Genomic DNA, 22,731 nt, shown 5'->3' with positions numbered 1-22,731 from the left:
ATCGCCAATAAGCCGGGCGCCCGGGGCGCAGTTGTCGTTATCCCAATTTCCGGAAGAGGGCTCACGCTCCCATGGCGAAGATCCTGAAGTTCGACGAGGACGCCCGTCGCGCCCTCGAGCGCGGCGTCAACAAGCTTGCCGACACGGTCAAGGTGACGATCGGCCCCAAGGGCCGCAACGTCGTCATCGACAAGAAGTTCGGCGCCCCCACCATCACCAACGACGGTGTCACGATCGCCCGCGAGGTCGAGATCGAGGACCCGTACGAGAACCTCGGTGCCCAGCTGGTCAAGGAGGTGGCGACCAAGACCAACGACATCGCGGGTGACGGTACGACCACCGCGACCGTGCTCGCCCAGGCGCTCGTGCGCGAGGGCCTGAAGAACGTCGCCGCCGGTGCCTCCCCGGCCGCCCTGAAGAAGGGCATCGACGCCGCCGTCAAGGCCGTCTCCGACGACCTGCTCGCCTCGGCCCGCCCGATCGACGAGAAGTCCGACATCGCCGCCGTCGCCGCGCTGTCCGCCCAGGACCAGCAGGTCGGCGAGCTCATCGCCGAGGCGATGGACAAGGTCGGCAAGGACGGTGTCATCACCGTCGAGGAGTCCAACACCTTCGGTCTGGAGCTGGACTTCACCGAGGGCATGGCCTTCGACAAGGGCTACCTGTCGCCGTACTTCGTGACGGACCAGGAGCGCATGGAAGCCGTCCTGGACGACCCGTACATCCTCATCACGCAGGGCAAGATCTCCGCCATCGCGGACCTGCTGCCGCTGCTGGAGAAGGTCATCCAGGCCAACGCCTCCAAGCCGCTGCTGATCATCGCCGAGGACGTCGAGGGCGAGGCCCTGTCGACCCTGGTCGTGAACAAGATCCGCGGCACGTTCAACGCCGTCGCCGTGAAGGCCCCCGGCTTCGGCGACCGCCGCAAGGCGATGCTGCAGGACATGGCCGTCCTCACCGGCGCCACGGTCGTCTCCGAGGAGGTCGGCCTCAAGCTCGACCAGGTCGGTCTGGACGTCCTCGGCTCCGCCCGCCGCGTCACCGTCACCAAGGACGACACCACGATCGTCGACGGCGCCGGCAGCAAGGACGACGTGCAGGGCCGCGTCGCCCAGATCAAGGCCGAGATCGAGACCACGGACTCCGACTGGGACCGCGAGAAGCTCCAGGAGCGCCTCGCGAAGCTGGCCGGCGGCGTGTGCGTCATCCGCGTGGGTGCCGCCACCGAGGTCGAGCTCAAGGAGCGCAAGCACCGTCTGGAGGACGCCATCTCCGCGACCCGCGCCGCGGTCGAGGAGGGCATCGTCTCCGGTGGTGGCTCCGCCCTGGTCCACGCCGTCAAGGTCCTGGAGGGCAACCTCGACAAGACCGGCGACGAGGCCACCGGTGTCTCCGTGGTCCGCAAGGCCGCCGTCGAGCCGCTGCGCTGGATCGCCGAGAACGCCGGCCTGGAGGGCTACGTCATCGTCTCCAAGGTGGCCGAGCTCGACAAGGGCAGCGGCTACAACGCCGCCACCGGCGAGTACGGCGACCTGATCAAGGCCGGCGTCATCGACCCGGTCAAGGTCACCCGCTCCGCCCTGGAGAACGCCGCCTCCATCGCCTCCCTCCTCCTCACGACCGAGACCCTGGTCGTCGAGAAGAAGGAAGAGGAGGAGCCGGCCGCCGCGGGCCACGGCCACGGCCACGCCCACTGAGGCAGGACGGCTGAGGGCGGAATCCCGAGGACGGATGCCTGACGGCTGATGCCTGAGGACTGATGTCTGAGCGCTGATGTCCGAGGGCTGACGGCGTCGGTCCGCCCGAGCCCGAGCGAGCGAAGGCCCGGCACCCCGGAAGAAGGGGTGCCGGGCCTTCGCCGTGCCGCCCCCGGCCCGGGAACCGCACCGGGGCCGGAAACGGTCTACTGCCACAGCAGTCGGATCATCAGGGGGGCAGGAATGGACCAGGCGCTGTACGGGGAACAGTCCCGCAACCCGTTCGCGCGGACCGTGCGGCTCACCGAGGACGGACTCCGCAGGGGCGGCCGGACGACCCCGCTGGACGAGCTGAACCTGGCCGCCATGGCGGAAGCGTTCCTGCGGGGCCGCTGGCTCGGCGGCGGTGGCACCGAACGCCCTCTCGGGGCGCTGCCGCAGGGCCCCGCCCTCGTCCCGGTCACCCGCGTGACCGGCACCACCACCCCCCTGAGGACCCGTCACGCCGCCGACTTCGCCCGGGCCCTGGGCGAACTGGCGGTGCGCAGGTGCGGGGGACCGGACCACGTGGCCGCTCTCGCCGCACGGGCGCAGTCGGAGGGCGTACCGCTGTGGATCGCGCGCCGCCACGCGCCCGGGCCCGCCGGACCGGTGACGGTCGCGGTGGACCGGCGCTCGGTGCGCGTGGACGTCTGGGGCCCGCACGCCCCCGTCGTACGGCTGCGCGCACCGTACGGCTACCGCCCCGACAGCGCCGACCGGTCGGGCGGCCTGGTCCTGTACGTCGGCGACCTCTCCGCACGGCTCGAACTGCGCAAGAAGGCGCGCAAGTCCAAGAGCTGGGTCGAGATCCGCCTGCCCGACCGGGTCTGGACCCTGCGCCGCGAGAACGCGGAGAGTTCACGGCTCCTGCGTGACGACCGGCCGGTCGCCCTGCTGACCCGCCCCTCCCGGTGGCCCGGCCCGCCGCCCGGCTCGGTGCTGCTGCCGCTGGCCGAGGTGCGCCACGAGAGCCCCGACCCCCTGGACGCCGTCATGGCCCACGCGGTCGCCGTGTCCTTCGGCCTGGGCGACACCACGGGCCTGGCCAGGTTCCGCGCGGTGAAACGCCGCCGGGAGACGGAGGAGGAGCTCTGGGACCGCCCCTGGTTCAGCAACCTGGGCCGCGACCGCGACGACAACGAACCCGGCGGCGGCGACGGCTGGGGCAGCGACGGCGGGGACGGCGGCGACGGGGGCGGAGGCGGCGACAGCGGCGGCGGTGGGGACGGTGGCGGGGGCGGAGGCGGCGGCGACTAGCCGCCCGGCGACGGCGCCCAGCCGCCGACCACAGCCCCGGCCCCGGTGCGGCACCCGGCCCGCGGCAGCACCCCGCCGAGGTCGGAGCCCCATCAGGCGCGGTCGGAGATCGGTGAGGGCTCGGTCAGAGCTCAGTAGGCTCCAACGCCCCCAGCTGCTGCATCAGCCCCAGCCGGTCGTACTGCCACCACCCCTCGGCGATCTTGCCGTCCGGCGTGCACCGGTGGACGGTCGTCCCGGTCATGGTGACGTCCTGGCCGGTCGGCGGGATGCCGAGGAACTCGCCCGTGTGCCGCCCGTGGAAGGTCCACCGGGTGCACACCCGGTCGCCCTGCGCCATCTGGTCCTCGATCGTGAAGGAGAAGTCGAACCCGCCGCGCCAGACCTCCACCTCCCGCCGCACCGCGTCGAGCCCGATGACGTCCTGCACGTTCGCGGGGTCGTGGTCGTGATAGTTCTCGGCGAACACGTCGTTGAACGCCGGCGCGTCACCCTGCCCGGGCGCCAGCTCGAAGAACCTGCGCGCGGTGGCCGCGTTGAGCTGCTCGTCGCGCACCACGTCGAGGTCCGTGAACGTCGGCGCCTCGTCGCAGAGCGCCACCATCTCCTGGAAGATCCGGTCGGTCTCCGGAAGCCCGGAGTTCCGCATCGCGTCCTCGTACGACGGGAACTCGACGATCTCCACGATGTGCGAGGCGTCGGACCTGTCCTTCGCCACCACACTGTGCGTGGCGGTCCGTTTCCCCCGGGTCTGCTCGACCCACCGGTCCATCAGCCGGTTCATCTCGTCGAGCCGGCTGGTCCTGCATTCGATGAGCTGTACGAAGGTCATACTCGCCCCACCTCCGGCCCCCCTGGGTCCGGCTGAACAGCACCATTGTCCCCACGAGGGCCGGGTGCCGCCTCCCGGCGCTTTGGCATCATGAGGGGATGGGCTGGTGGGGGAGACGGGGGGCGCGGTCGGTGGCCGCGGGGCGGGACATCGGCGTGGCCGTCACCGGCGACCACAACCACCTCGTCCTCACCCGGCAGGTGCGCTCGGCGTACTGGGAGCAGGTCCGCAGGATCGCCCCCGCCGAACTCGTCGGCCGCGAGCGGGAACTCGCCGAGCTGGCGTCCTTCTGCACGGCCGACTCCGGCCCGGCGTACGCCTGGTGGCGAGCGGAGGCGTGGGCGGGCAAGACGGCGCTGCTGTCCTGGTTCGCACTGCATCCGCCCCGGGGCGTGCGGATCGTGCCCTTCTTCGTCACGGCCCGCCTGGGCGCCCAGAACGACGTCGTGGCCTACGCCGACGTCGTCCTGGAGCAGCTCGCCGAACTGGCCGGCGAGGACCTGCCCGCGCATCTGACCGAGGCGACCCGCGAAGCCCACCTCCTGCACCTGTACGGCGCGGCTGCCCGTGCCCGCGCCGGACGCGGCGAGCGCCTGGTCCTGCTGCTCGACGGCCTGGACGAGGACCGCGGCGTCACCACCGGTCCCGAGGCCCACAGCATCGCCAGCCTGCTGCCCGCCTCACCGGAGTCCGGCCTGCGCGTCCTGGTGGCGGGCCGGCTGAACCCGCCGCTGCCGGGCGACGTACCGGACCGGCACCCTCTGCGCGACCCCGCGGTCGTCCGCACGCTCGCCCCCTCGCCGTACGCCCAGACGATCCGCGCGGAAGCCGAACGCGAGCTCAAGCGCCTGATCGAGGCAGGCGACCTGGAGTACGACCTGCTGGCCCTGGTGACAGCGGCCAACGGCGGCCTGACGGCCGACGACCTGTCGACCCTGACCGGCGCGGTCACGTACCGCGTACGCGACGTCCTGCGCACCCGCGCGGGGCGGACGTTCGAGGTCAGGTCGAACGTCTACCTCCTCGGGCACGAGGAGCTGCACCAGCGGGCGCTGGACATGCTCGGCACCGCCGAACTCGACCGTCACCGGGAGCGGTTGCACGCCTGGGCGGACACCTGGCGGGACCGTGGCTGGCCGGACGGAACGCCGGACCACCTGCTGTCGGGCTACTTCGCGCTCCTGCGCGAGACGAGGGACCCGAGGCGCGCGGTCGACTGGGCCGTGGACGCACTACGCCACGACCGGATGCTCGATGTCACCGGCGGCGACGCGGCGGCCCTCGCCGAGATACGCAACGCCGAGGAGATGGTGACCGAGGCGGGCGTACCCGACCTGACGGACCTGGTCCGGCTCTCGCTGAGGAGGGAGGAACTGGAGCACCGCAACGACACCGTCACCCGCACCTTCCCCTGGGCCTGGGCCACCCTCGGCCGGGTGCGCCGGGCGGAGGCGCTCGCCCGCAGCATCCCGAGTCTCGACTGGAGGGCCCTGGCGCTGGCGGACATCGCGGCCGTGCGACTCGCCGCCGGTGAACGCGCGGAGGCCGTACGGCTGCTGGAGGAGGCGGAGCAGGCCGCCGAGCGCTACCCCTTCGACTTCGACGACGAGCGCGATCACGCCCTTGCCGAGGTGAGCCGCGGCTGGGCGGACGCCGGACTGTTCGACCGAGCCGAGCGTCTGGTCACCGCTGTCGCCGGCGTCGACCTCCGGGTGGACCTGCTGGCCGATCTCGTCCGGGCCCTGGTGGCCGCGGGGGCCGTCGACCGGGCCGGGGAGCTGTGCCTCCGGCAGGAGCACGACCCGGTACGGGGTCTCGGTCTCGCGGCGGCGGCAGCGGCTCTGACGGAGGCGGGCCACCTCGACCGGGCGCAGGCGCTGGCCCGGTCCGCCGACCCCGCGGCACGGCCCCTGGCGAGGGCGCGGATCGCCGGAGCACTCCGACGGGCCGGACGGGACCGCGAGGCCGAGGCGCTTCTGGCGGCGGTGGACGCCGAGGTGGCGCCGTCGCCTCTGCTCGCCGAGGTCGTCGAGGCACTCGCCGAGGCCGGCGCGTTCGACCGGGCCGAGCGTGCCGCCCTGTTGTCCCACGGCGCCGACGAGCGCGGATGGGCGCTGCGACGGGTGGTACGGGCCCTGGCAGCGACCGGGCACCGGGCTCGTGCCGGAGCACTGGTCGGGCGCATCGAGCACCGGGCTGTGCGCTCGGGCGCGAGAGTGGCGGTCGTCGAGGGGCTGGCGCAAGCGGGTGACCTGGTGAAGGCGGAGACCCTGGCCCGCGGTCTCCTCGACGAGGAGGCCCGTGACAGGGCCGTGCGCTTGGTCGTCAACGCGCTCATCAAGGCGGGTGAGATCGACCGGGCGGAGCGGCTGGCGGGCAAGGACACGGAAACGGAGCCCGGCGATCCGGCGCTCTGCGCGGTGATCGAGGAACGGGCCCGAGCGGGTGAGCTGGAGCGGGCGAGTGAGATGGCGAGGTCGCTCGGCTCGACCGAGGGCCACGAAGCGCTCGTACGCGGCGCCGTGAGATCCGGGCGCGACTCCGGCCGGCTGGCCGAGCTGGTCGCGCGCACCGAGGCCGGGATCCGGCGCTCCAGGCGGGGCGGAAGCCTTGACCCGGCGCACACCGCGATCATCCTGGCCGAGGCCGGTTTCGGCGATGCCGCACGGGCGGTGCTGGACCAGGTGGGCGTCCCCACGGTGGAGGATGCCGACGCGGTCGGCCCGGGCGAGCAGGTCCATGCGGTACAGATGGCCCGGGCGCTGGCGTACGCCGGTCGCTTCGACGCCGCCGAGGAACTGGTCCGTGGACTGGGCCACCAGCCCGGCGCTGTCTTCGCGCTCACGCCACTGATCGGGCGGCTGTGCGCGGCGGAGCAGTTCGAACGGGCCCTCGCCTTCGTGGCGGATCTGGACGAACGCATGCGCGATCAGCCGCGCGCCGAGATCGTCGGGGCACTGGCCGACGCCGGGGCGGTGGAACGGGCCGTCTCACTCACCCGCGAGGTGACGGACTCCCGTTCCCGCGTGCGCTGCTGGGCCCGCATCGCCGTGGCTCTCGCCGCCGCGGGCGACCGGCGGGCGGCCGAGGACGCTCTGACGCGGGCCGAGGCCCGTGACGAGCGGAAACCGCTGGAGTACCGGGCGATCCCCGACCTCCTGCCCGCCTGGTTCACGCTCGGCAGGAGCGAGGCGGGTGACCACCTGCTGGCCCGGCTCGACGACGACGGCCCGCCCGGTTTCGGCGGGGCGGTCGTCCGTGCGCTGGTGGAGGCCGGGGAGTACGAGCGTGCCCGTGTGCTGACCCTGCGCCCGGGCTGGGAGAGCAACCAGGCGGTTCTGGTGACCTACCTGGTGGAGGCCGGCGAACACGCCCGTGCCGAAGAACTGGCTCGCGCTCTCGGACTGACCCGCGTCCGGCCCGCGGACAGACCGCGTTTCGCCGTCGTCCGCGCGTGGGTGGCTCTCGCCCCCGTCGTCGAGCCCGCCCGCGGCCGGGCGCTGGTCGCCCAGGCGCTGAGGCACGAGACCCTCCAGGAAGTACTCCCGGCCATCGTCCGCATGGAGCCCGGTGCCGTGCCGCTGGTCGTCGACACGCTCGGGCAGCAGACGCTCCAGGACCGGCCTACTGCGGCCCGTACTTCCGCCCCGTCCTAGACGACACCGCCCCCAGCATCCCCCGCGGCACCAGCTTCGCCGCCCCCATCAGGGCCTTGTAGCGCGGGTCCGGGATGGACAGTGTCTTGCCGCGGGCCAGGTCGTGCAGGGCCGCGGCCACCAGCTTGTCCGCGTCGAGCCACATCCAGCCCGGGATGTTGTCCGTACCCATGCCGGCCCGCTCGTGGAACTCCGTGCGGACGAAGCCGGGGCACAGCGCCATCAGGCGTACGCCGCTGCCGGCCAGGTCGCGGGCGGCGCCCTGGGTGAACTGCACGACCCACGCCTTGGACGCCCCGTAGGTGCCACGCGGCACGAACGCGGCCACCGAGGCCACGTTGACGACACCGCCGCGGCCCCGCTCCCGCATGGCTGCCGTCGCCGCCGACGTCAGCCGCAGCACCGCCTCGCAGTGCACCTTCAGCATCCGCAGCTCGTCGGCCATGGAGACGTCGAGATAACGCCCCTTGTTGGCGAAACCGGCGTTGTTGATCAGCAGGTCGACGGGGTTCCTGCGGTCGTCCAGGCGGTCGGCCACCGCCTCGATGCCCTTGTCCTCGGCGAGGTCGGCCGTCAGCACCTCCGCCTCGATGCCGTGCCGGTCGTGCAGCTCGGTCGCCTGTTCCCGCAGCCGCTTGGTGTCGCGGGCGACCAGCACCAGGTTGTGCCCGTCGGCCGCCAGTCGCCGCGCGAACGCGGCCCCGATGCCTGCCGTCGATCCCGTAATCAGAGCCGTTGTCATGGCAGAAGGGTAGTGACCTGGACTACGTGCATCCGCTTGCCCGCGGGCCCTTCGCCGGTGAAGGGTCGGTGGAGAAGGGCCCGGTGAGCGGCTGTCAGCTCCCGTACTTCTCCGCGTACTCCCGCGCCACCCACAGTATCTCCGGGTGCAGGGCCTCGCCCGCCGCCGGCAGCCGCGGCAGCAGCGTCCGCTCGGTCGTCACGGCCCGGAACTGCAGGGCCACCGTCACGTCGTGACCGGGACGGTGCACCACCTCGATCGCGTCGCCCGCCCGGATCTCGCCCGGCTCGATCACCCGCAGATACGCCCCCGGCGCACCTCGCTGCGTGAACCGCTTCACCCAGCCCTTCTCACCCAGATGGCCCTGGAAGGTGCGGCACGGAATGCGCCCGCTGGTCACCTCCAGCACCACCTCGGGCCCGATGCGCCAGCGCTCGCCGATCAGGGCGCCGGAGACGTCGAGGCCCGTCGTCGTGAGGTTCTCGCCGAACGCGCCGTCGGCCAGGGTCCGTCCCAGCTCGCGCTCCCACGCGTCCAGGTCCTCGCGGGCCATCGCGTACACGGCCTGGTCGTCGCCGCCGTGGTGCTCCAGCTTGCACACCGCGTCCCCGGCGAGGCCGCTCCCGCCGACGCCCTTGGGCCCCGGCGCGGCCACCCGCACCGGCCCCGCCACCGGCCGCTTGTCGATCCCCGTGACCCCCTCCGGGTTGTCCGTGTACGGCACAGCCTTCGCACGGCCCAGATTCACAGACAGAAGCTTCATGCCCGCACGGTAGGGGACCCGGCCCCAAAGCGTCGACGCATTATTCGACTGAGATCCAAAGACTCGCTTATCGTCGCTTATCCTCGAAGGGTGATCGAAGCTCGTCATCTCCGCGTCCTGCGCGCCGTCGCGGCCACCGGCTCCTTCTCCGCCGCCGGACGGGAACTGGGCTGCACCCAGCCCGCCGTCAGCCAGCAGATGAAGGCACTGGAAACGTCCGTCGGCACCCCGTTGCTGATCCGCACCGGACGGGAGATGCGCCTGACCCAGGCCGGTGAGGCCCTGGTGCGCCATGCCGCCGGGATCCTCGCCGGGCTCACCGCGGCGGAGGAGGAGGTCGCCGCCATCGCGGGGCTGCGCGCGGGCCGCGTCCGGCTCGTCTCCTTCCCCAGCGGCAGCTCCACGCTCGTCCCCACCGCCCTCGCCGCCCTGCGCGAGGCCCATCCCGGCACACGCGTCTCCCTGGAGGAGGCCGAGCCCCCCGCCTCCGTCGGCCTGCTGCGGGAGGGCGACTGCGACGTGGCCCTCGCCTTCCGCTACGAGGGCGCGGCCGGTGCCGAGGAGTGGGACGACCTCGTCGTACGGCCGCTGCTGTCGGACCGGCTCGTCGCGCTCGTGCCGGAACGCCACCGGCTCGCGGGCGCGGAGTCGGTCGCCATCGGGGAACTCGCCGAGGAGCCGTGGATCGCGGGTTGCCCGCGCTGCCGCGGCCAGCTGGTCGAGGTGTGCGCGACGGCCGGCTTCTCCCCGCGCATCGACTTCGCCACCGACGACTACCCGGCCGTGGTCGGCCTGGTGGGCGCGGGCCTCGGCGTGGCCGTGCTGCCCCAGCTCGCCGTCGAGTCCGTACGGCCCCGGGGCGTGCGCACCGTGACGCTGGAGCCGGCGGTGCGCCGGGAGATCGTCGCGCTCACGCTGCCCGACCTCGCCCAGGTCCCGGCGGTGGCGGCCACGCTCGACCAGCTGGCCCGGGCCGCCCGCCGCTAGCCCGGCCCACGCGAACGCGCGCCAAAAACCAACGGCACGCATGCGCGTGCCTTCGAGCAGAAACGTTCCTTCAGTTGTTCGAGGCGGCGTGCCCGCCGGATGTCGTCGCCGACACCAGCCGGTTGCGCGCCCGCCCCATCAGCTCTTCACGCTCGTCCTCGGTCAGCCCGCCCCACACGCCGTACGGCTCTCGTACCGCCAGTGCGTGGGCAGCGCACTCGGCGCGCACCGGGCACCTCATGCAGACCTCTTTGGCCGAGTTCTCGCGAGCACTCCGAGCCGCACCGCGTTCGCCCTCCGGATGGAAGAAGAGCGAGCTGTCCACCCCGCGACAGGCAGCCAGCAGCTGCCAGTCCCACAGGTCCGCGTTCGGTCCGGGAAGGCGGGAGAAATCTGCCATTACGTGACCCCTTGTAGCCGTTCTTGGCGGATCCGGTGTCCACGACCGTACAACTACGATCTAAGGAGATGAAAATATGACTCATTGCGAATCTAGCTCCAGACACTGCCAAAGCGGAAGAAATGGGTCTGAATGGGGCATAGGTTGTGATGAAAGTTCGAGGGTCTGCAGCGCATATCTGCACCGTGTCCGCGCCCTCACGTAGAGTGCCGAAGATGGCAACCGGCCCCGTAACTCTTTCGAGTGACCGTCGTTGAGAGTGCGAGGCGGTTGAAGGAACAAGCGCTCGGGCAGGCGTCCGAGACGGTCGACCGCACAGGTGACGATTTCGTACCAGCCTGGAGGCTCAAGGTGACGCGCATCAGCTGCGGAGGGCGGCCATGACTTCCGTCCTCGTCTGCGACGACTCCCCGCTTGCCCGAGAGGCGCTCCGCCGCGCGGTCGCGACCGTGCCCGGCGTCGAGCGCGTGACGACGGCGGCCAACGGCGAGGAAGTCCTCCGCCGCTGGGGGGCCGACCGCTCGGACCTGATTCTGATGGACGTACGCATGCCCGGACTGGGCGGCGTCGAGACGGTCCGGCGGCTGCTGTCCGCGGACCCCGGTGCGCGCATCATCATGCTCACCGTCGCCGAGGACCTGGACGGCGTGGCCCTCGCGGTCGCGGCCGGGGCCCGCGGCTATCTGCACAAGGACGCCTCCCGCGCGGAGCTCCGCGCGACGGTGACACAGGCCCTGGCCGACCCGACCTGGCGGCTCGCCCCGCGCCGGCTGCGCTCGGCGGAGATGGGCGCGGCGCCCACGCTCACGGCGCGTGAGATCCAGGTGCTCGAAGGCATGAGCCACGGCCGCTCGAACGCCGAGATCGGCCGCGAGCTCTTCCTCTCCGAGGACACGGTCAAGACGCACGCCCGGCGCCTGTTCAAGAAGCTCGGCGCCTCGGACCGGGCCCACGCGGTGGCGCTCGGCTTCCGGTGGGGTCTGGTGCGCTAGGGCCTGTCGTTCGGACCGGGCCGGCTCCGACACGCGGCCTCCGGCGCGCGCCGGAGAGCGGGGGCACGCGGATGCCCCCGCGCGAGCCGCACCCGTGTGCGCCGCACCCGTGCGAGCCGCACCCGCGCGTGCGGGAGCCGGCGGCCGGTGGCGGCGGTGGGGGCCTCTTCCCCCGGCCCGGGCGAGGCCGAGGGCCCGGGCGGGCGAGGACCCACGTCCCCGGGGCGATCCGAACGGCAGGTCCCGGCGATGGACCCGCGGTCCGCAGCGGTGGCAGTGCGGGCGCGGAACACCAGGTGGGCGGGGGTGGACCGGGTGTCCGCCCGAGGCCCGCTGCTGGTTTCGCCGCGGATGCCGCATCCTTGAGGGTGTGGAGTTCCTCGGGGACGAGTCGGTCGAGCGGAAGGGGAGGGCGCAGGGGATGAGTTCCGGCGCACCTGCTCATAACGCTTCGGTGCACAACAACGGGCGCGATGCCGCGGACCCGGCGGCCGCAGGGCACCATGGACCGATGCGTGACGACGAGGCGGTGCATGCCCAAGGGGCGATCGGCGCGCTCGTCCACCGCGCCGTCGACGGAGACGAGCAGGCCACGCACGACCTGCTCGCCCACGTCCACCCCCTGGCGCTGCGCTACTGCCGCACCCGGCTGTCCCGCCTCCCGGGCGACGCCCGGCACTTCGTGGAGGACCTCGCCCAGGAGGTCTGCGTGGCCGTGCTCCTCGCACTGCCCCGCTACCGGGACACCGGCCGCCCCTTCGAGGCGTTCGTCTTCGCCATCGCCGCCCACAAGGTCGCCGACCTGCAGCGCGCGGCGATGCGCCACCCGGGCTCGACGGCGGTCCCGTCCGACGAGATGCCCGAGCGGCCCGACGACTCCCTGGGGCCGGAGGAGCGCGCCCTGCTCAGCAGCGACGCGGAATGGGCCAAGAAACTGCTGGCCAACCTGCCCGAGAACCAGCGGGAACTGCTGCTGCTGCGGATCGCGGTGGGTCTCACGGCCGAGGAGACCGGCCAGATGTTGGGAATGTCACCCGGCGCCGTCCGGGTCGCACAGCACAGGGCGCTGAGCCGGCTGCGGGCGCTGGCCGAGCAGTAGGCCCTCGGCGGCCCTTCGTTGAACAGGCGGTGCGCCGCTGCCGTACGAACATACGAAGCTCCGTGCGGGCCGGAACCGTGGAATGAGACAGCCGTGCTTCCCGTTAGCATGGACATCCGCACCGATCAAGGCCATTTGGGGAAGGTGTCATGACTGCCAACGTCGACGGAGTGCCCGGTAAATTCGCGACACTCGGGCTGACCTACGACGACGTGCTGCTGCTGCCGGGTGCATCGGAAGTGCTCCCCAACGCGGTCGACACCTCGTCCCGCATCTCCCGCAACGTCCGGGTCAACATCCCGCTGCTGTCCGCCGCCATGGACAAGGTCACCGAGTCGCGCATGGCGATCGCGATGGCCCGCCAGGGCGGCGTCGGCGTCCTGCACCGCAACCTGTCCATCGAGGACCAGGTCAACCAGGTCGACCTGGTGAAGCGGTCCGAGTCGGGCATGGTCACCGACCCGATCACGGTGCACCCGGACGCCACCCTCGGCGAGGCCGACGCGCTGTGTGCCAAGTTCCGCATCAGCGGCGTCCCCGTCACCGACGGCAACGGCAAGCTGCTCGGCATCGTCACCAACCGCGACATGGCCTTCGAGTCCGACCGCACCCGTCAGGTGCGCGAGGTCATGACCCCCATGCCCCTGGTCACCGGGAAGGTCGGCATCTCCGGCCCCGACGCCATGGAGCTGCTGCGCCGCCACAAGATCGAGAAGCTGCCGCTGGTCGACGACGCGGGCGTCCTCAAGGGCCTGATCACCGTCAAGGACTTCGTCAAGGCCGAGCAGTACCCGAACGCGGCCAAGGACGCGGAGGGCCGGCTGATCGTCGGCGCCGCCGTGGGCGCCAGCCCCGAGGCGCTGGAGCGGGCCCAGGCGCTGGCCGCGGCCGGAGTGGACTTCCTGGTCGTCGACACCTCGCACGGCCACAACAGCAACGCCCTCAGCTGGATGTCGAAGATCAAGTCCAGCGTGAACGTCGACGTCATCGGCGGCAACGTCGCCACGCGCGACGGCGCCCAGGCGCTGATCGACGCCGGTGTCGACGGCATCAAGGTCGGCGTCGGCCCCGGTTCCATCTGCACCACGCGCGTGGTCGCCGGCATCGGCGTCCCGCAGGTCACGGCCATCTACGAGGCTTCCCTGGCGGCCCGCCCGGCGGGTATCCCGCTGATCGGCGACGGTGGCCTGCAGTACTCCGGTGACATCGGCAAGGCCCTGGCCGCCGGCGCCGACACGGTGATGCTGGGCAGCCTCCTCGCGGGCTGCGAGGAGTCGCCCGGCGAGCTGCAGTTCATCAACGGCAAGCAGTTCAAGTCGTACCGCGGCATGGGCTCGCTCGGCGCGATGCAGTCCCGCGGCCAGGGCCGGTCCTACTCCAAGGACCGCTACTTCCAGGCCGAGGTCGCCTCCGACGACAAGCTCGTGCCCGAGGGCATCGAGGGCCAGGTGCCCTACCGCGGCCCGCTGGCCAACGTGCTGCACCAGCTCGTCGGCGGTCTGCGCCAGACCATGGGCTACGTGGGCGCGGCCACCATCGAGGAGATGGAGTCCAAGGGCCGCTTCGTCCGCATCACGTCGGCAGGCCTGAAGGAGAGCCACCCGCACGACATCCAGATGACGGTCGAGGCACCGAACTACAGCCGCAAGTAGCGGCCAGGCCTCCCGAGGGCGGCCCCGGAGCATCCGGGGCCGCCCTCGGCGTGCCCGTCGGCGATACTGGAAGACGCTGAAACGCATCAGGGAAAGGCCACCAACGTGACTGAGATCGAGATCGGGCGCGGCAAGCGCGGCCGCCGGGCGTACGCCTTCGACGACATCGCCGTCGTCCCCAGCCGCCGTACGCGGGACCCGAAGGAGGTCTCGATCGCCTGGCAGATCGACGCCTACCGCTTCGAGCTGCCCTTCCTGGCCGCCCCCATGGACTCGGTCGTCTCCCCGGCCACCGCCATCCGCATCGGCGAGCTCGGCGGCCTCGGCGTCCTCAACCTCGAAGGCCTGTGGACGCGCTACGAGGACCCGCAGCCGCTGCTGGACGAGATCACCGGGCTCGACGCGGAGACCGCCACCCGTCGCCTGCAGGAGATCTACGCGGCCCCGATCAAGGAGGAGCTGATCGGGCAGCGCATCAAGGAGGTCCGCGACTCCGGCGTCGTCACCGCCGCCGCGCTCTCCCCGCAGCGCACCGCCCAGTTCTCCAAGGCGGTCGTCGACGCGGGCGTGGACATCTTCGTGATCCGCGGTACGACGGTCTCGGCGGAGCACGTCTCCGGTTCGCACGAGCCGCTGAACCTGAAGCAGTTCATCTACGAGCTCGACGTCCCGGTGATCGTCGGCGGCTGCGCCACGTACACCGCCGCCCTGCACCTGATGCGCACCGGCGCGGCCGGTGTGCTGGTCGGCTTCGGCGGCGGCGCCGCGCACACCACGCGCAACGTGCTCGGCATCCAGGTCCCCATGGCGACGGCGGTCGCAGACGTGGCCGCGGCCCGCCGCGACTACATGGACGAGTCCGGCGGCCGGTACGTGCACGTGATCGCGGACGGCGGTGTCGGCTGGTCCGGCGACCTGCCCAAGGCGATCGCCTGCGGCGCGGACGCGGTGATGATGGGCTCCCCGCTGGCCCGTGCGACGGACGGCCCGGGCAAGGGCCACCACTGGGGCATGGAAGCGGTGAACGAGGAGCTGCCGCGCGGCAAGAAGGTCGCCCTCGGCACGGTCGGCACGCTGGAGGAGATCCTCACGGGCCCGTCCCACACGCCCGACGGCTCGATGAACCTCTTCGGCGCCCTGCGCCGCGCCATGTCCACGACCGGCTACAGCGAGCTCAAGGAGTTCCAGCGGGTCGAGGTCACGGTGGCGGACTCGCAGCACCGGCGGTAACCCGCCCCGCACGCAAAAGGGCCCGGCCACTCAGGGGAGTGGCCGGGCCTTTCGCATGCCCAAGCGGCTTTGCCGGGGCGCTCGTTGGCGCCAGGGGGCGCACGGTTGCCTTCGGGCCGTTCGGGTCGGTGAGGGGCGGTGGTGAGCCGCTAATGTCCGTGATCGGCGCCCCGGTTCCTCTGGGTGCCCCCTTCCAAGGACACGGTCCGGACCCCGCCCTCGGGGCCCGGCCCGACACCGACGAGCCGTTCACCGGGCCACTGGGCGGCGTCGTGGAAGGGGGCGCCCATGGGTCGCCACCGCAAGCCCACCCGCTGGGACCGACTCCGTCTTCGGATGGTGCAGTGCCGGAGGAGGTGGATCTTGCGGATTTTCGGATGGTGAGCGGCCGCCCCCACAAGGAATAGGGGCGGACACTCCGTGATCCATCCAGGAGCCTGCCGCAGTGCCCGCTGCGGTGGGCTCCACCCTTTTCGGATGGTGAGCGGCCGCCCCCAAAGAACCTAGGGGCGGACACTCCGTGATCCATCCAGGAGCCTGCCGCAGTGGCCTCTGCGGCGGGCTCCGTCTGTTTTCGTAAGGTACCCGGGCCGGGTGCCGCGTGCCAGCAGTCGCCGGGCTCCCGCACCTCACGCGCCCCCCTTCACAACCGGTGCGCCGCCCCCGTCGGGGCCGCGCCCCGCGTGTCCAGCAGGAGCTGCGCCTTCACCGACAGGCCCTGCAGGTCGTACGTGCGGTGCTGCTGGAGCAGGATCGTCAGGTCCGCGTCGGCCGCTGCCTCGTAGAGGGAGTCCGCGCGGGGGACGGGGCGGTCCAGGACGCTCCAGGCGGGGACGTGAGGGTCGTGGTAGCTGACCGAGGCGCCCAGTTCCATCAGGCGCTGAGCGATCTCCTGGGCCGGGGTGGCCTGGAGGTCGGCGAGGTCGGGCTTGTAGGTGACGCCGAGGAGGAGCACGCGCGCGCCCCGGGCCGACTTGCCGTGCTCGTTGAGGAGCGTGGCGGCGCGCTGGACGACGTAGCCGGGCATCCGGCTGTTGACCTGCTGGGCCAGCTCCACCATGCGCAGCCCGCGGCCGGCCCGGCCGGTCAGGTCCTGGGGGACCGAGTGGCCGCCGACGCCCGGGCCCGGGCGGAAGGCCTGGAAGCCGAACGGCTTGGTCTCCGCGCAGCGGACGACGTCCCACAGGTCGACGCCGAGGTCGTGGCAGAGGACCGCCATCTCGTTGACGAGGGCGATGTTCACGTGCCGGTAGTTCGTCTCCAGCAGCTGCACGGTCTCCGCCTCGCGGAGCCCACGCGCGCGTACCACCTTGTCCGTCAGCCTGCCGTAGAACGCGGCGGCCGACTCGGTGCAGGCCGGGGTGAGGCCGCCGATGACCTTCGGGGTGGTGGCGGGCGTGACGTCGCGGTTGCCCGGGTCGACGCGGCTGGGCGAGTACGCCAGGTGGAAGTCGCGGCCCGCGCGCAGGCCGGAGCCCTCTTCGAGCAGCGGGCGCAGGAAGTCCTCCGTCGTCCCCGGGTGCACCGGTGACTCAAGGATCACCGTGGTGTGCGGGCGCAGGTGGGCGGCCAGGGTGCGGGCGGCCGTTTCCAGCTGGCCGAGGTCGAGCGTGCCGTCCGCGCCCGGCGGGGTCGGCGGGCAGAGCACCGCCGTGCGGACCCGGCCCAGCTCGGCCGGGTCGGTGGCCGGCCGGAAGCCCCCCGAGAGCATCCGGCGCAGCTCGGCGGGGCTGAGCGAGCCGGCCTCGGGGCCGGTCCGGTAGCCCAGGGTGGGGATGCCGGCGGCGACGGCGGCCTGGGCCAGGGGCAGGCCGTACGGGCCGAGTCCGATGACGGCGAGATCTGCGGGCATGGCGTGGCCGTCCTTCCCGATAACCGAAGTGGGACAGGTGCGCAAGCCCTGTGGACAGGACGGGCGAGCGCAATGTCAGACTAGGAGTAAATATGACCGATATGCGGCATTGGCTGGCCGAGTTTCGGTGAGTGTTCCGTGACCGTTGTCCACAGGCTGAGGGTCCGTGGTGGCTGAAGTGGGGCAACCCGGTCAGAATTTGGGCAGGGGGATACGGACGGGGCTGCGCCCGACGGGTGCGGTCGGCGCGACCGATGAGCGGGAGGCAGCGGTGAGGACAGCGACACTCGGACCGGCGCAGCGCGCCGAGTCACTCGCATCGATGGCCGAGCGCGAGCTGGACGTGCTGGTCGTGGGCGCAGGCGTGGTCGGCGCGGGCACCGCTCTCGACGCGGTCACCAGAGGTCTGTCCACGGGCCTGGTCGAGGCGCGGGACTGGGCGTCCGGCACCTCCAGCCGGTCCAGCAAGCTGATCCACGGCGGCCTGCGCTATCTGGAGATGCTCGACTTCGCCCTGGTCAGGGAGGCCCTCAAGGAGCGCGGCCTGCTGCTGGAGCGGCTCGCCCCGCATCTGGTGAAGCCCGTGCCGTTCCTGTACCCGCTGCAGCACAAGGGCTGGGAGCGGCTGTACGCCGGATCGGGCGTCGCCATGTACGACGCCATGTCCATGGCGCGCGGACACGGCCGGGGCCTGCCCATGCACCGGCACCTGACGCGCGGTCACGCCCTACGGGTGGCGCCCTGCTTGAAGAAGGACGCACTGGTGGGGGCGTTGCAGTACTACGACGCCCAGATGGACGACGCCCGCTACGTCGCGACACTGGTGCGCACGGCGGTCGCCTACGGCGCGAAGGCCGCCAACCGCGCGCGGGTGACGGGCTTCCTGCGCGAGGGCGAGCGGGTCGTCGGCGCGAAGGTGCAGGACGTCGAGGGCGGCGGGGAGTACGAGATCCGCGCCAAGCAGGTCGTCAACGCCACCGGCGTGTGGACGGACGACACGCAGGCCATGGTCGGTGAGCGCGGCCAGTTCCACGTCCGGGCGTCCAAGGGCATCCACCTGGTCGTGCCGCGCGACCGGATCCACTCCACGACCGGGCTCATCCTGCGCACCGAGAAGTCCGTGCTCTTCGTCATCCCCTGGGGCCGGCACTGGATCGTCGGCACCACGGACACCGACTGGGACCTCGACAAGGCCCACCCCGCCGCCTCCAGCGCGGACATCGACTACCTGCTGGAGCATGTGAACTCGGTCCTCGCGGTCCCCCTCACCAGGGACGACGTCCAGGGCGTCTACGCGGGCCTGCGGCCACTGCTGGCGGGCGAGTCGGACGCCACCAGCAAGCTCTCCCGCGAGCACACCGTGGCGCATCCGGTGCCCGGGCTGGTCGTCGTGGCGGGCGGCAAGTACACGACGTACCGGGTCATGGCCAAGGACGCGGTGGACGCGGCGGTGCACGGCCTCGACATGCGGGTCGCCGAGTGCGTCACCGAGGAGGTGCCGCTGCTGGGCGCCGAGGGCTACCGGGCCCTGTGGAACGCGCGGGCGCGGATCGCCGCCCGGACCGGCCTGCACGTGGTGCGCGTCGAGCACCTGCTGAACCGCTACGGGGCGATGACGGAGGAGCTCCTCGAACTCATCGCCGAGGACCCGTCGCTCGGGGAGCCACTGCCGGCGGCCGACGACTACCTGCGCGCCGAGATCGTCTACGCGGCCTCGCACGAGGGGGCGCGGCATCTGGACGACGTGCTGACGCGGCGGACGCGCATCTCGATCGAGACCTTCGACCGGGGCACGCGCAGCGCGCGGGACGCCGCCGAGCTCATGGCGCCGGTCCTCGGCTGGGACAAGGACCAGATCGAGCGCGAGGTGCAGCACTACGAGAAGCGGGTGGAGGCCGAGCGGGAGTCGCAGCGGCAGCCGGACGACCTGACGGCGGACGCGGCGCGGCTCGGGGCGCCGGACATCGTGCCCTTGTAGGCGGCCCGTCCCGGTGTGCGTCCGCCCGCCGCACATCACCCGAACGAGTGCCGGAGAGTGGGATCTTCGTTCGGAGCCCGGTCGTTTCACCAGGTGCGGGGGCAGAACTCGGCCGCGAGCACCGCGGGTTCGAGACCGGGATCGGCTATCGCGTCCGTGTTCACGCGGAAGGTGAGGACACGCCGGCCGTCGACGGTGGCCGCGCTGCGCACGTAGCTGCCGGATATGTGCCCGTTGTGCCCCCACACCGTCGTGCCGCACGGGAGCTTCTCGGGGAACAGCCCCATGCCGTACGCGCCGTGTGCGGCACGGGTGTCGAGCATCTCGCGCAGCCGGCGCGGGGGCAGCAGCCGCCCGCCGAGCAGGGCCGTGTAGAAGCGGTCCAGGTCGGCCAGCGTGGTCACCATCTCGCCCGCGGCTCCGGCCGCCCGCGGGTCGAGATCGGTGACGTCGGTTCCGTCGGCGGCGTAGGCGCGGCCGTGCGGGGAGGGCAGCGAGGAGCGGGATCCGGGGAAGGAGGTGCCCGTCAGGCGCAGCGGGGTGATGATGCGGCGCTCGGTCTCGGCGGCGTACGAGTCGCCGGTGACCTGCTCGATGACCATGCCGAGCAGGACGTAGTTGGTGTTCGAGTAGGAGAAGCGGCCGCGTTCGGCCGGGGGGTGGGTGAGAGCTATGCGCACGGCCTGATCGGGTGTCACGGGCGTGGTTCCGTCGGTGGCCGCCGTGAAGTCGTACAGACCGCTGGTGTGGGTGAGCAGGGAGCGCAGGGTCAGCGCGCGGCCGTCGTTGCCCGCGCCCCGCACCAGACCGGGCAGGTGCCGCTCCACGGTGTCGGACAGCGACAGCCGGTGCTCGGCGGCCAGTTGCAGCACCACGGTGGCGATGAACGTCTTCGTGATGCTGCCGGCGCGGAAATGGTCCGACCGGGCGATCCCCGGTCCGGCCTGGGCATAGCGAATGGTGGTCCCCTCCCGGGCCAGCAGGGCGGCGGCGGGCGCCCGGCCCCGGGTCACCAGCAACGGCAGCACGGCGTCCGTGGGCGGCACGGACAGGGCCGAGGAGTCCGCGGGCGGCATCCCCAGCAGGGCCACGGCCAGGGGCAGGACCAGCAGCGTCCGGAGCGACGGAATGCGGGCACCTCCCGGTCGGGGCGTCGGGGCGTCGGGGCGTCGGGGTGTAGCGGTATCGAGGTGAAGGAGTGCAGAGAAGAGGGGGGTGAGGTGTCGGGCGTCGGGGCCGAGGTGGCCTGGGGCGGCGGGTGCCGAGGGCCCATCATGCAGGGCGGTGCCGGGCGCGGCGCAGGCGGGTTGCGACGGGGTGGACCCGTGGACGGTTGGCCGGGGGCACCCTGGGCACTGGGCACTTGTCGGGTGAGAGACAATGGAGGCTCTGTCAGGGCGGGTTGTATGAGGGGACGCATGTCGGAGGCGGAGCGGGCGGGCACATCTCGTCAGGACACTCGTCAGGACAACAAGGAGCGTCTCCTCGCGGGGCGTTACCGACTGGGCAAAGTACTGGGCCGCGGTGGCATGGGCACCGTCTGGCGGGCCCAGGACGAGACCCTGGGACGGACGGTCGCCGTCAAGGAGCTGCGGTTCCCGTCGAACATCGACGAGGACGAGAAGCGGCGGCTGATCACAAGGACGCTGCGCGAGGCCAAGGCGATCGCGCGGATCCGCAACAACAGCGCCGTGACGGTGTACGACGTGGTCCAGGAGGACGACCGGCCCTGGATCGTCATGGAGCTCGTCGAGGGCAAGTCGCTCGCCGAGGTCATCCGGGAGGACGGCCTCCTCGAACCGAAGCGTGCCGCGGAGGTCGGGCTCGCCGTCCTGGACGTCCTGCGGTCCGCGCACCGCGAGGGCATCCTGCACCGCGACGTGAAGCCGTCCAACGTGCTGATCGCCGAGGACGGCCGGGTCGTGCTCACCGACTTCGGCATCGCCCAGGTCGAGGGCGACCCGTCCATCACCTCGACCGGCATGCTCGTCGGCGCGCCCTCCTACATCTCCCCGGAGCGGGCGCGCGGGCACAAGCCGGGCCCCGCGGCCGACCTGTGGTCGCTCGGCGGGCTGCTGTACGCGGCGGTGGAAGGCGCGCCCCCGTACGACAAGGGGTCGGCCATAGCGACGCTCACGGCCGTGATGACCGAGCCGCTGGAGGAGCCCAAGAACGCCGGCCCGCTGACCGACGTCATCCACGGGCTGCTCACCAAGGACCCCGCCCAGCGGCTCGACGACGCGGGCGCCCGCGCGATGCTGAACGCGATCATCCACGCGCCCGCCAAGGCCGCGGCGGAGCCGCTGGACGCGACGAAGGTCGTGCCGCTGCCGGCGCAGCCGGACAGGTCGTCGGGCAAGGGGAGTTCGGGAGGCAAGCGGGGCGAGGAGGCCGGGGAGCGGCTGCGCGGGGCCCTGCGCTCGGTGCGCAAGGCGGCGACGGGCTCGGCTGCCGCCGCCGCGGCCACGTCCGGGACCGCCGAGGCCGCTTCCGGCCCGGACGGCCGGGCGGAGCGGTCCGGCAGCGCGGGCGTGGCCGCCGGGGCGTCGTCGAGCCCGGTGCCGGCCCAGGCGTCGGCCGCCGAGCCCGCGGCCGGTGAGAAGCAGACGAAGACCGGCTCCGGTGGCAGGAGTTCGGGATGGCCCGTCATGCCGCCGCCGGACCTGCCCGCCAGGCCCGCGCCCCGGGCGCCGCTCACCGACGTGGTCCCGCGGCGGACGCTGCTGATCATCGCGGTGGTCGTGGTGCTCGCCGTGATCGGCACGGTGCTCGCCATCGTGCTCAGCGGGGACGACAAGGGCGCGCAGGGCGCGGGTGAGGACGGCGGCAAGACCGTCGCCACCGCGCCGAGCACCGCCGACACCAAGGGCGACGACAGCGACGGCACGCGCACGGACGGTGCGAAGAGCCCCGAGCCCTCCGGTCCGGCGTCGAACAACACACCCGACAGCGGGTCCGGCGCCTCGGACGGGGCCGGCTCCTCCGGCGGGGACGGCACGGCGGCCGAGTCGACGCACCAGGGCGGCCAGGGGTACGCGATCGGTCTGCCGAAGGGCTGGAAGTACCAGTCCACGGGGGCGGCCGGGGACCGGTTCACCGGCCCCGACGGGCAGAAGCTGCTGATCGCCTGGACGTCCACGCCCAAGGGCGACCCGGTGGCGGACTGGAAGAGCCAGGAGCGCTACATGCAGCGCGCGCAGTACCAGAAGATCCGAATAGAGAAGGTGGACTACCGGGGCTGGAACACCGCCGACTGGGAGTTCACCTACACCGACGGCGGCACCAAGTACCGGACGATCGACCGCGGCTTCGTCGTCGACGACCGGCAGGGCTACGCGCTGATGTACACGGCCAAGGCGGCCGACTGGGACGGCGAGCTGCGCAAGGAGACCTGGCGGACGCTGACGAAGACCTTCGAACCCAAGTCCTGAGCATGAGCGACCCCGGGTTTGGGGAGGCAGATCTGGTCATCCCCACATTGCGGGTTGCCTGCGGCACGTATCGTAAATGTTTGCGGACCGTGCGCAGCCGGAACGGACCGTGGGGCGAACG

The 22,731-nt window shown here is 72.3% G+C and carries 16 protein-coding genes; 10 read left to right on the top strand and 6 right to left on the bottom strand.

The features are described 5' to 3' along the window. The first annotated feature begins 71 nt into the window (after positions 1-71). Together groL and ACIGAQ_RS18665 are read left to right on the top strand one after the other, a co-directional pair. The gene (gene groL / locus ACIGAQ_RS18670; RefSeq protein ID WP_094054489.1) at positions 72-1,697 is read left to right on the top strand and encodes a chaperonin GroEL; all 1,626 of its coding nucleotides are present in this window, start codon (positions 72-74) and stop codon (positions 1,695-1,697) included. Positions 1,698-1,940: 243 nt separating this feature from the next. After that, positions 1,941-2,996 (top strand): hypothetical protein, encoded by a 1,056-nt coding sequence (locus tag ACIGAQ_RS18665; protein ID WP_399784056.1) that lies wholly within the window; start codon positions 1,941-1,943, stop codon positions 2,994-2,996. 124 nt (positions 2,997-3,120) lie between these two features. On the opposite strand, the gene ACIGAQ_RS18660 is transcribed toward ACIGAQ_RS18665, so the two are convergent. Continuing rightward, on the bottom strand, positions 3,121-3,828 hold the full coding sequence (locus ACIGAQ_RS18660; protein ID WP_399784053.1) for an ester cyclase: 708 nt from the start codon (positions 3,826-3,828) through the stop codon (positions 3,121-3,123). Between the two features lie 131 nt (positions 3,829-3,959). Here ACIGAQ_RS18660 and ACIGAQ_RS18655 point away from each other — a divergent pair, with 131 nt between their 5' ends. After that, positions 3,960-7,484, top strand: a complete 3,525-nt coding sequence (locus tag ACIGAQ_RS18655; RefSeq protein ID WP_399784050.1) for a hypothetical protein — start codon at positions 3,960-3,962, stop codon at positions 7,482-7,484. Here ACIGAQ_RS18655 and ACIGAQ_RS18650 read toward each other — a convergent pair. Together ACIGAQ_RS18650 and ACIGAQ_RS18645 are read right to left on the bottom strand one after the other, a co-directional pair. Beyond that, positions 7,453-8,226, bottom strand: coding sequence for an SDR family oxidoreductase (locus tag ACIGAQ_RS18650; RefSeq protein WP_311680280.1), 774 nt, complete (start codon positions 8,224-8,226; stop codon positions 7,453-7,455). The genes ACIGAQ_RS18655 and ACIGAQ_RS18650 overlap by 32 nt on opposite strands. Before the next feature lie 94 nt (positions 8,227-8,320). Next, complete coding sequence (locus tag ACIGAQ_RS18645; RefSeq protein WP_399784047.1) at positions 8,321-8,989, bottom strand: MOSC domain-containing protein; 669 nt, start codon at positions 8,987-8,989, stop codon at positions 8,321-8,323. A 90-nt stretch (positions 8,990-9,079) separates the two neighbouring features. On the opposite strand from ACIGAQ_RS18645, the gene ACIGAQ_RS18640 reads away from it, so the two are divergent. Next, positions 9,080-9,976: a LysR family transcriptional regulator gene (locus ACIGAQ_RS18640; protein ID WP_311680278.1), complete on the top strand. Its 897-nt coding sequence runs from the start codon at positions 9,080-9,082 to the stop codon at positions 9,974-9,976. 70 nt (positions 9,977-10,046) lie between these two features. On the opposite strand, the gene ACIGAQ_RS18635 is transcribed toward ACIGAQ_RS18640, so the two are convergent. Next, positions 10,047-10,376 (bottom strand): WhiB family transcriptional regulator, encoded by a 330-nt coding sequence (locus ACIGAQ_RS18635; protein ID WP_311680276.1) that lies wholly within the window; start codon positions 10,374-10,376, stop codon positions 10,047-10,049. A 380-nt stretch (positions 10,377-10,756) separates the two neighbouring features. Between ACIGAQ_RS18635 and ACIGAQ_RS18630 the strand changes: the two genes are divergently transcribed. The 4 genes from ACIGAQ_RS18630 to ACIGAQ_RS18615 all read left to right on the top strand — a co-directional run bounded on the left by ACIGAQ_RS18630 (position 10,757) and on the right by ACIGAQ_RS18615 (position 15,349). Beyond that, positions 10,757-11,368, top strand: a complete 612-nt coding sequence (locus ACIGAQ_RS18630; RefSeq protein ID WP_003948568.1) for a response regulator transcription factor — start codon at positions 10,757-10,759, stop codon at positions 11,366-11,368. A 511-nt stretch (positions 11,369-11,879) separates the two neighbouring features. Then, complete coding sequence (locus ACIGAQ_RS18625) at positions 11,880-12,467, top strand: sigma-70 family RNA polymerase sigma factor (RefSeq protein WP_030233658.1); 588 nt, start codon at positions 11,880-11,882, stop codon at positions 12,465-12,467. Between the two features lie 149 nt (positions 12,468-12,616). Continuing rightward, entirely contained in the window at positions 12,617-14,119 is a 1,503-nt protein-coding gene (guaB, locus tag ACIGAQ_RS18620) for an IMP dehydrogenase (RefSeq protein ID WP_383335064.1), read from the top strand. A gap of 105 nt (positions 14,120-14,224) precedes the next feature. Further along, a complete protein-coding gene (locus tag ACIGAQ_RS18615) occupies positions 14,225-15,349 on the top strand; it encodes a GuaB3 family IMP dehydrogenase-related protein (RefSeq protein WP_094054497.1) in 1,125 nt (374 codons plus the stop codon). Between the two features lie 643 nt (positions 15,350-15,992). On the opposite strand, the gene ACIGAQ_RS18610 is transcribed toward ACIGAQ_RS18615, so the two are convergent. Next, positions 15,993-17,201 carry a nucleotide sugar dehydrogenase gene (locus ACIGAQ_RS18610; RefSeq protein WP_399784041.1) on the bottom strand — a complete coding sequence of 403 codons (1,209 nt, stop codon included), beginning with the start codon at positions 17,199-17,201 and terminating at the stop codon, positions 15,993-15,995. Positions 17,202-17,472: 271 nt separating this feature from the next. On the opposite strand from ACIGAQ_RS18610, the gene ACIGAQ_RS18605 reads away from it, so the two are divergent. After that, positions 17,473-19,179 carry a glycerol-3-phosphate dehydrogenase/oxidase gene (locus tag ACIGAQ_RS18605; RefSeq protein WP_311680273.1) on the top strand — a complete coding sequence of 569 codons (1,707 nt, stop codon included), beginning with the start codon at positions 17,473-17,475 and terminating at the stop codon, positions 19,177-19,179. A gap of 86 nt (positions 19,180-19,265) precedes the next feature. Here ACIGAQ_RS18605 and ACIGAQ_RS18600 read toward each other — a convergent pair whose 3' ends face one another. Beyond that, positions 19,266-20,309 (bottom strand): serine hydrolase domain-containing protein, encoded by a 1,044-nt coding sequence (locus ACIGAQ_RS18600; RefSeq protein ID WP_399784636.1) that lies wholly within the window; start codon positions 20,307-20,309, stop codon positions 19,266-19,268. Positions 20,310-20,597: 288 nt separating this feature from the next. On the opposite strand from ACIGAQ_RS18600, the gene ACIGAQ_RS18595 reads away from it, so the two are divergent. Next, positions 20,598-22,610 (top strand): serine/threonine-protein kinase, encoded by a 2,013-nt coding sequence (locus ACIGAQ_RS18595; RefSeq protein ID WP_399784038.1) that lies wholly within the window; start codon positions 20,598-20,600, stop codon positions 22,608-22,610. Positions 22,611-22,731 lie beyond the last annotated feature (121 nt).

Source organism: Streptomyces sp. NPDC085932 (assembly GCF_044540525.1).
Taxonomy (GTDB): domain Bacteria; phylum Actinomycetota; class Actinomycetes; order Streptomycetales; family Streptomycetaceae; genus Streptomyces; species Streptomyces levis.
The sequence above is the reverse complement of the archived record's forward strand: the minus strand, read 5'-3'. Positions and strand labels throughout refer to the sequence as shown.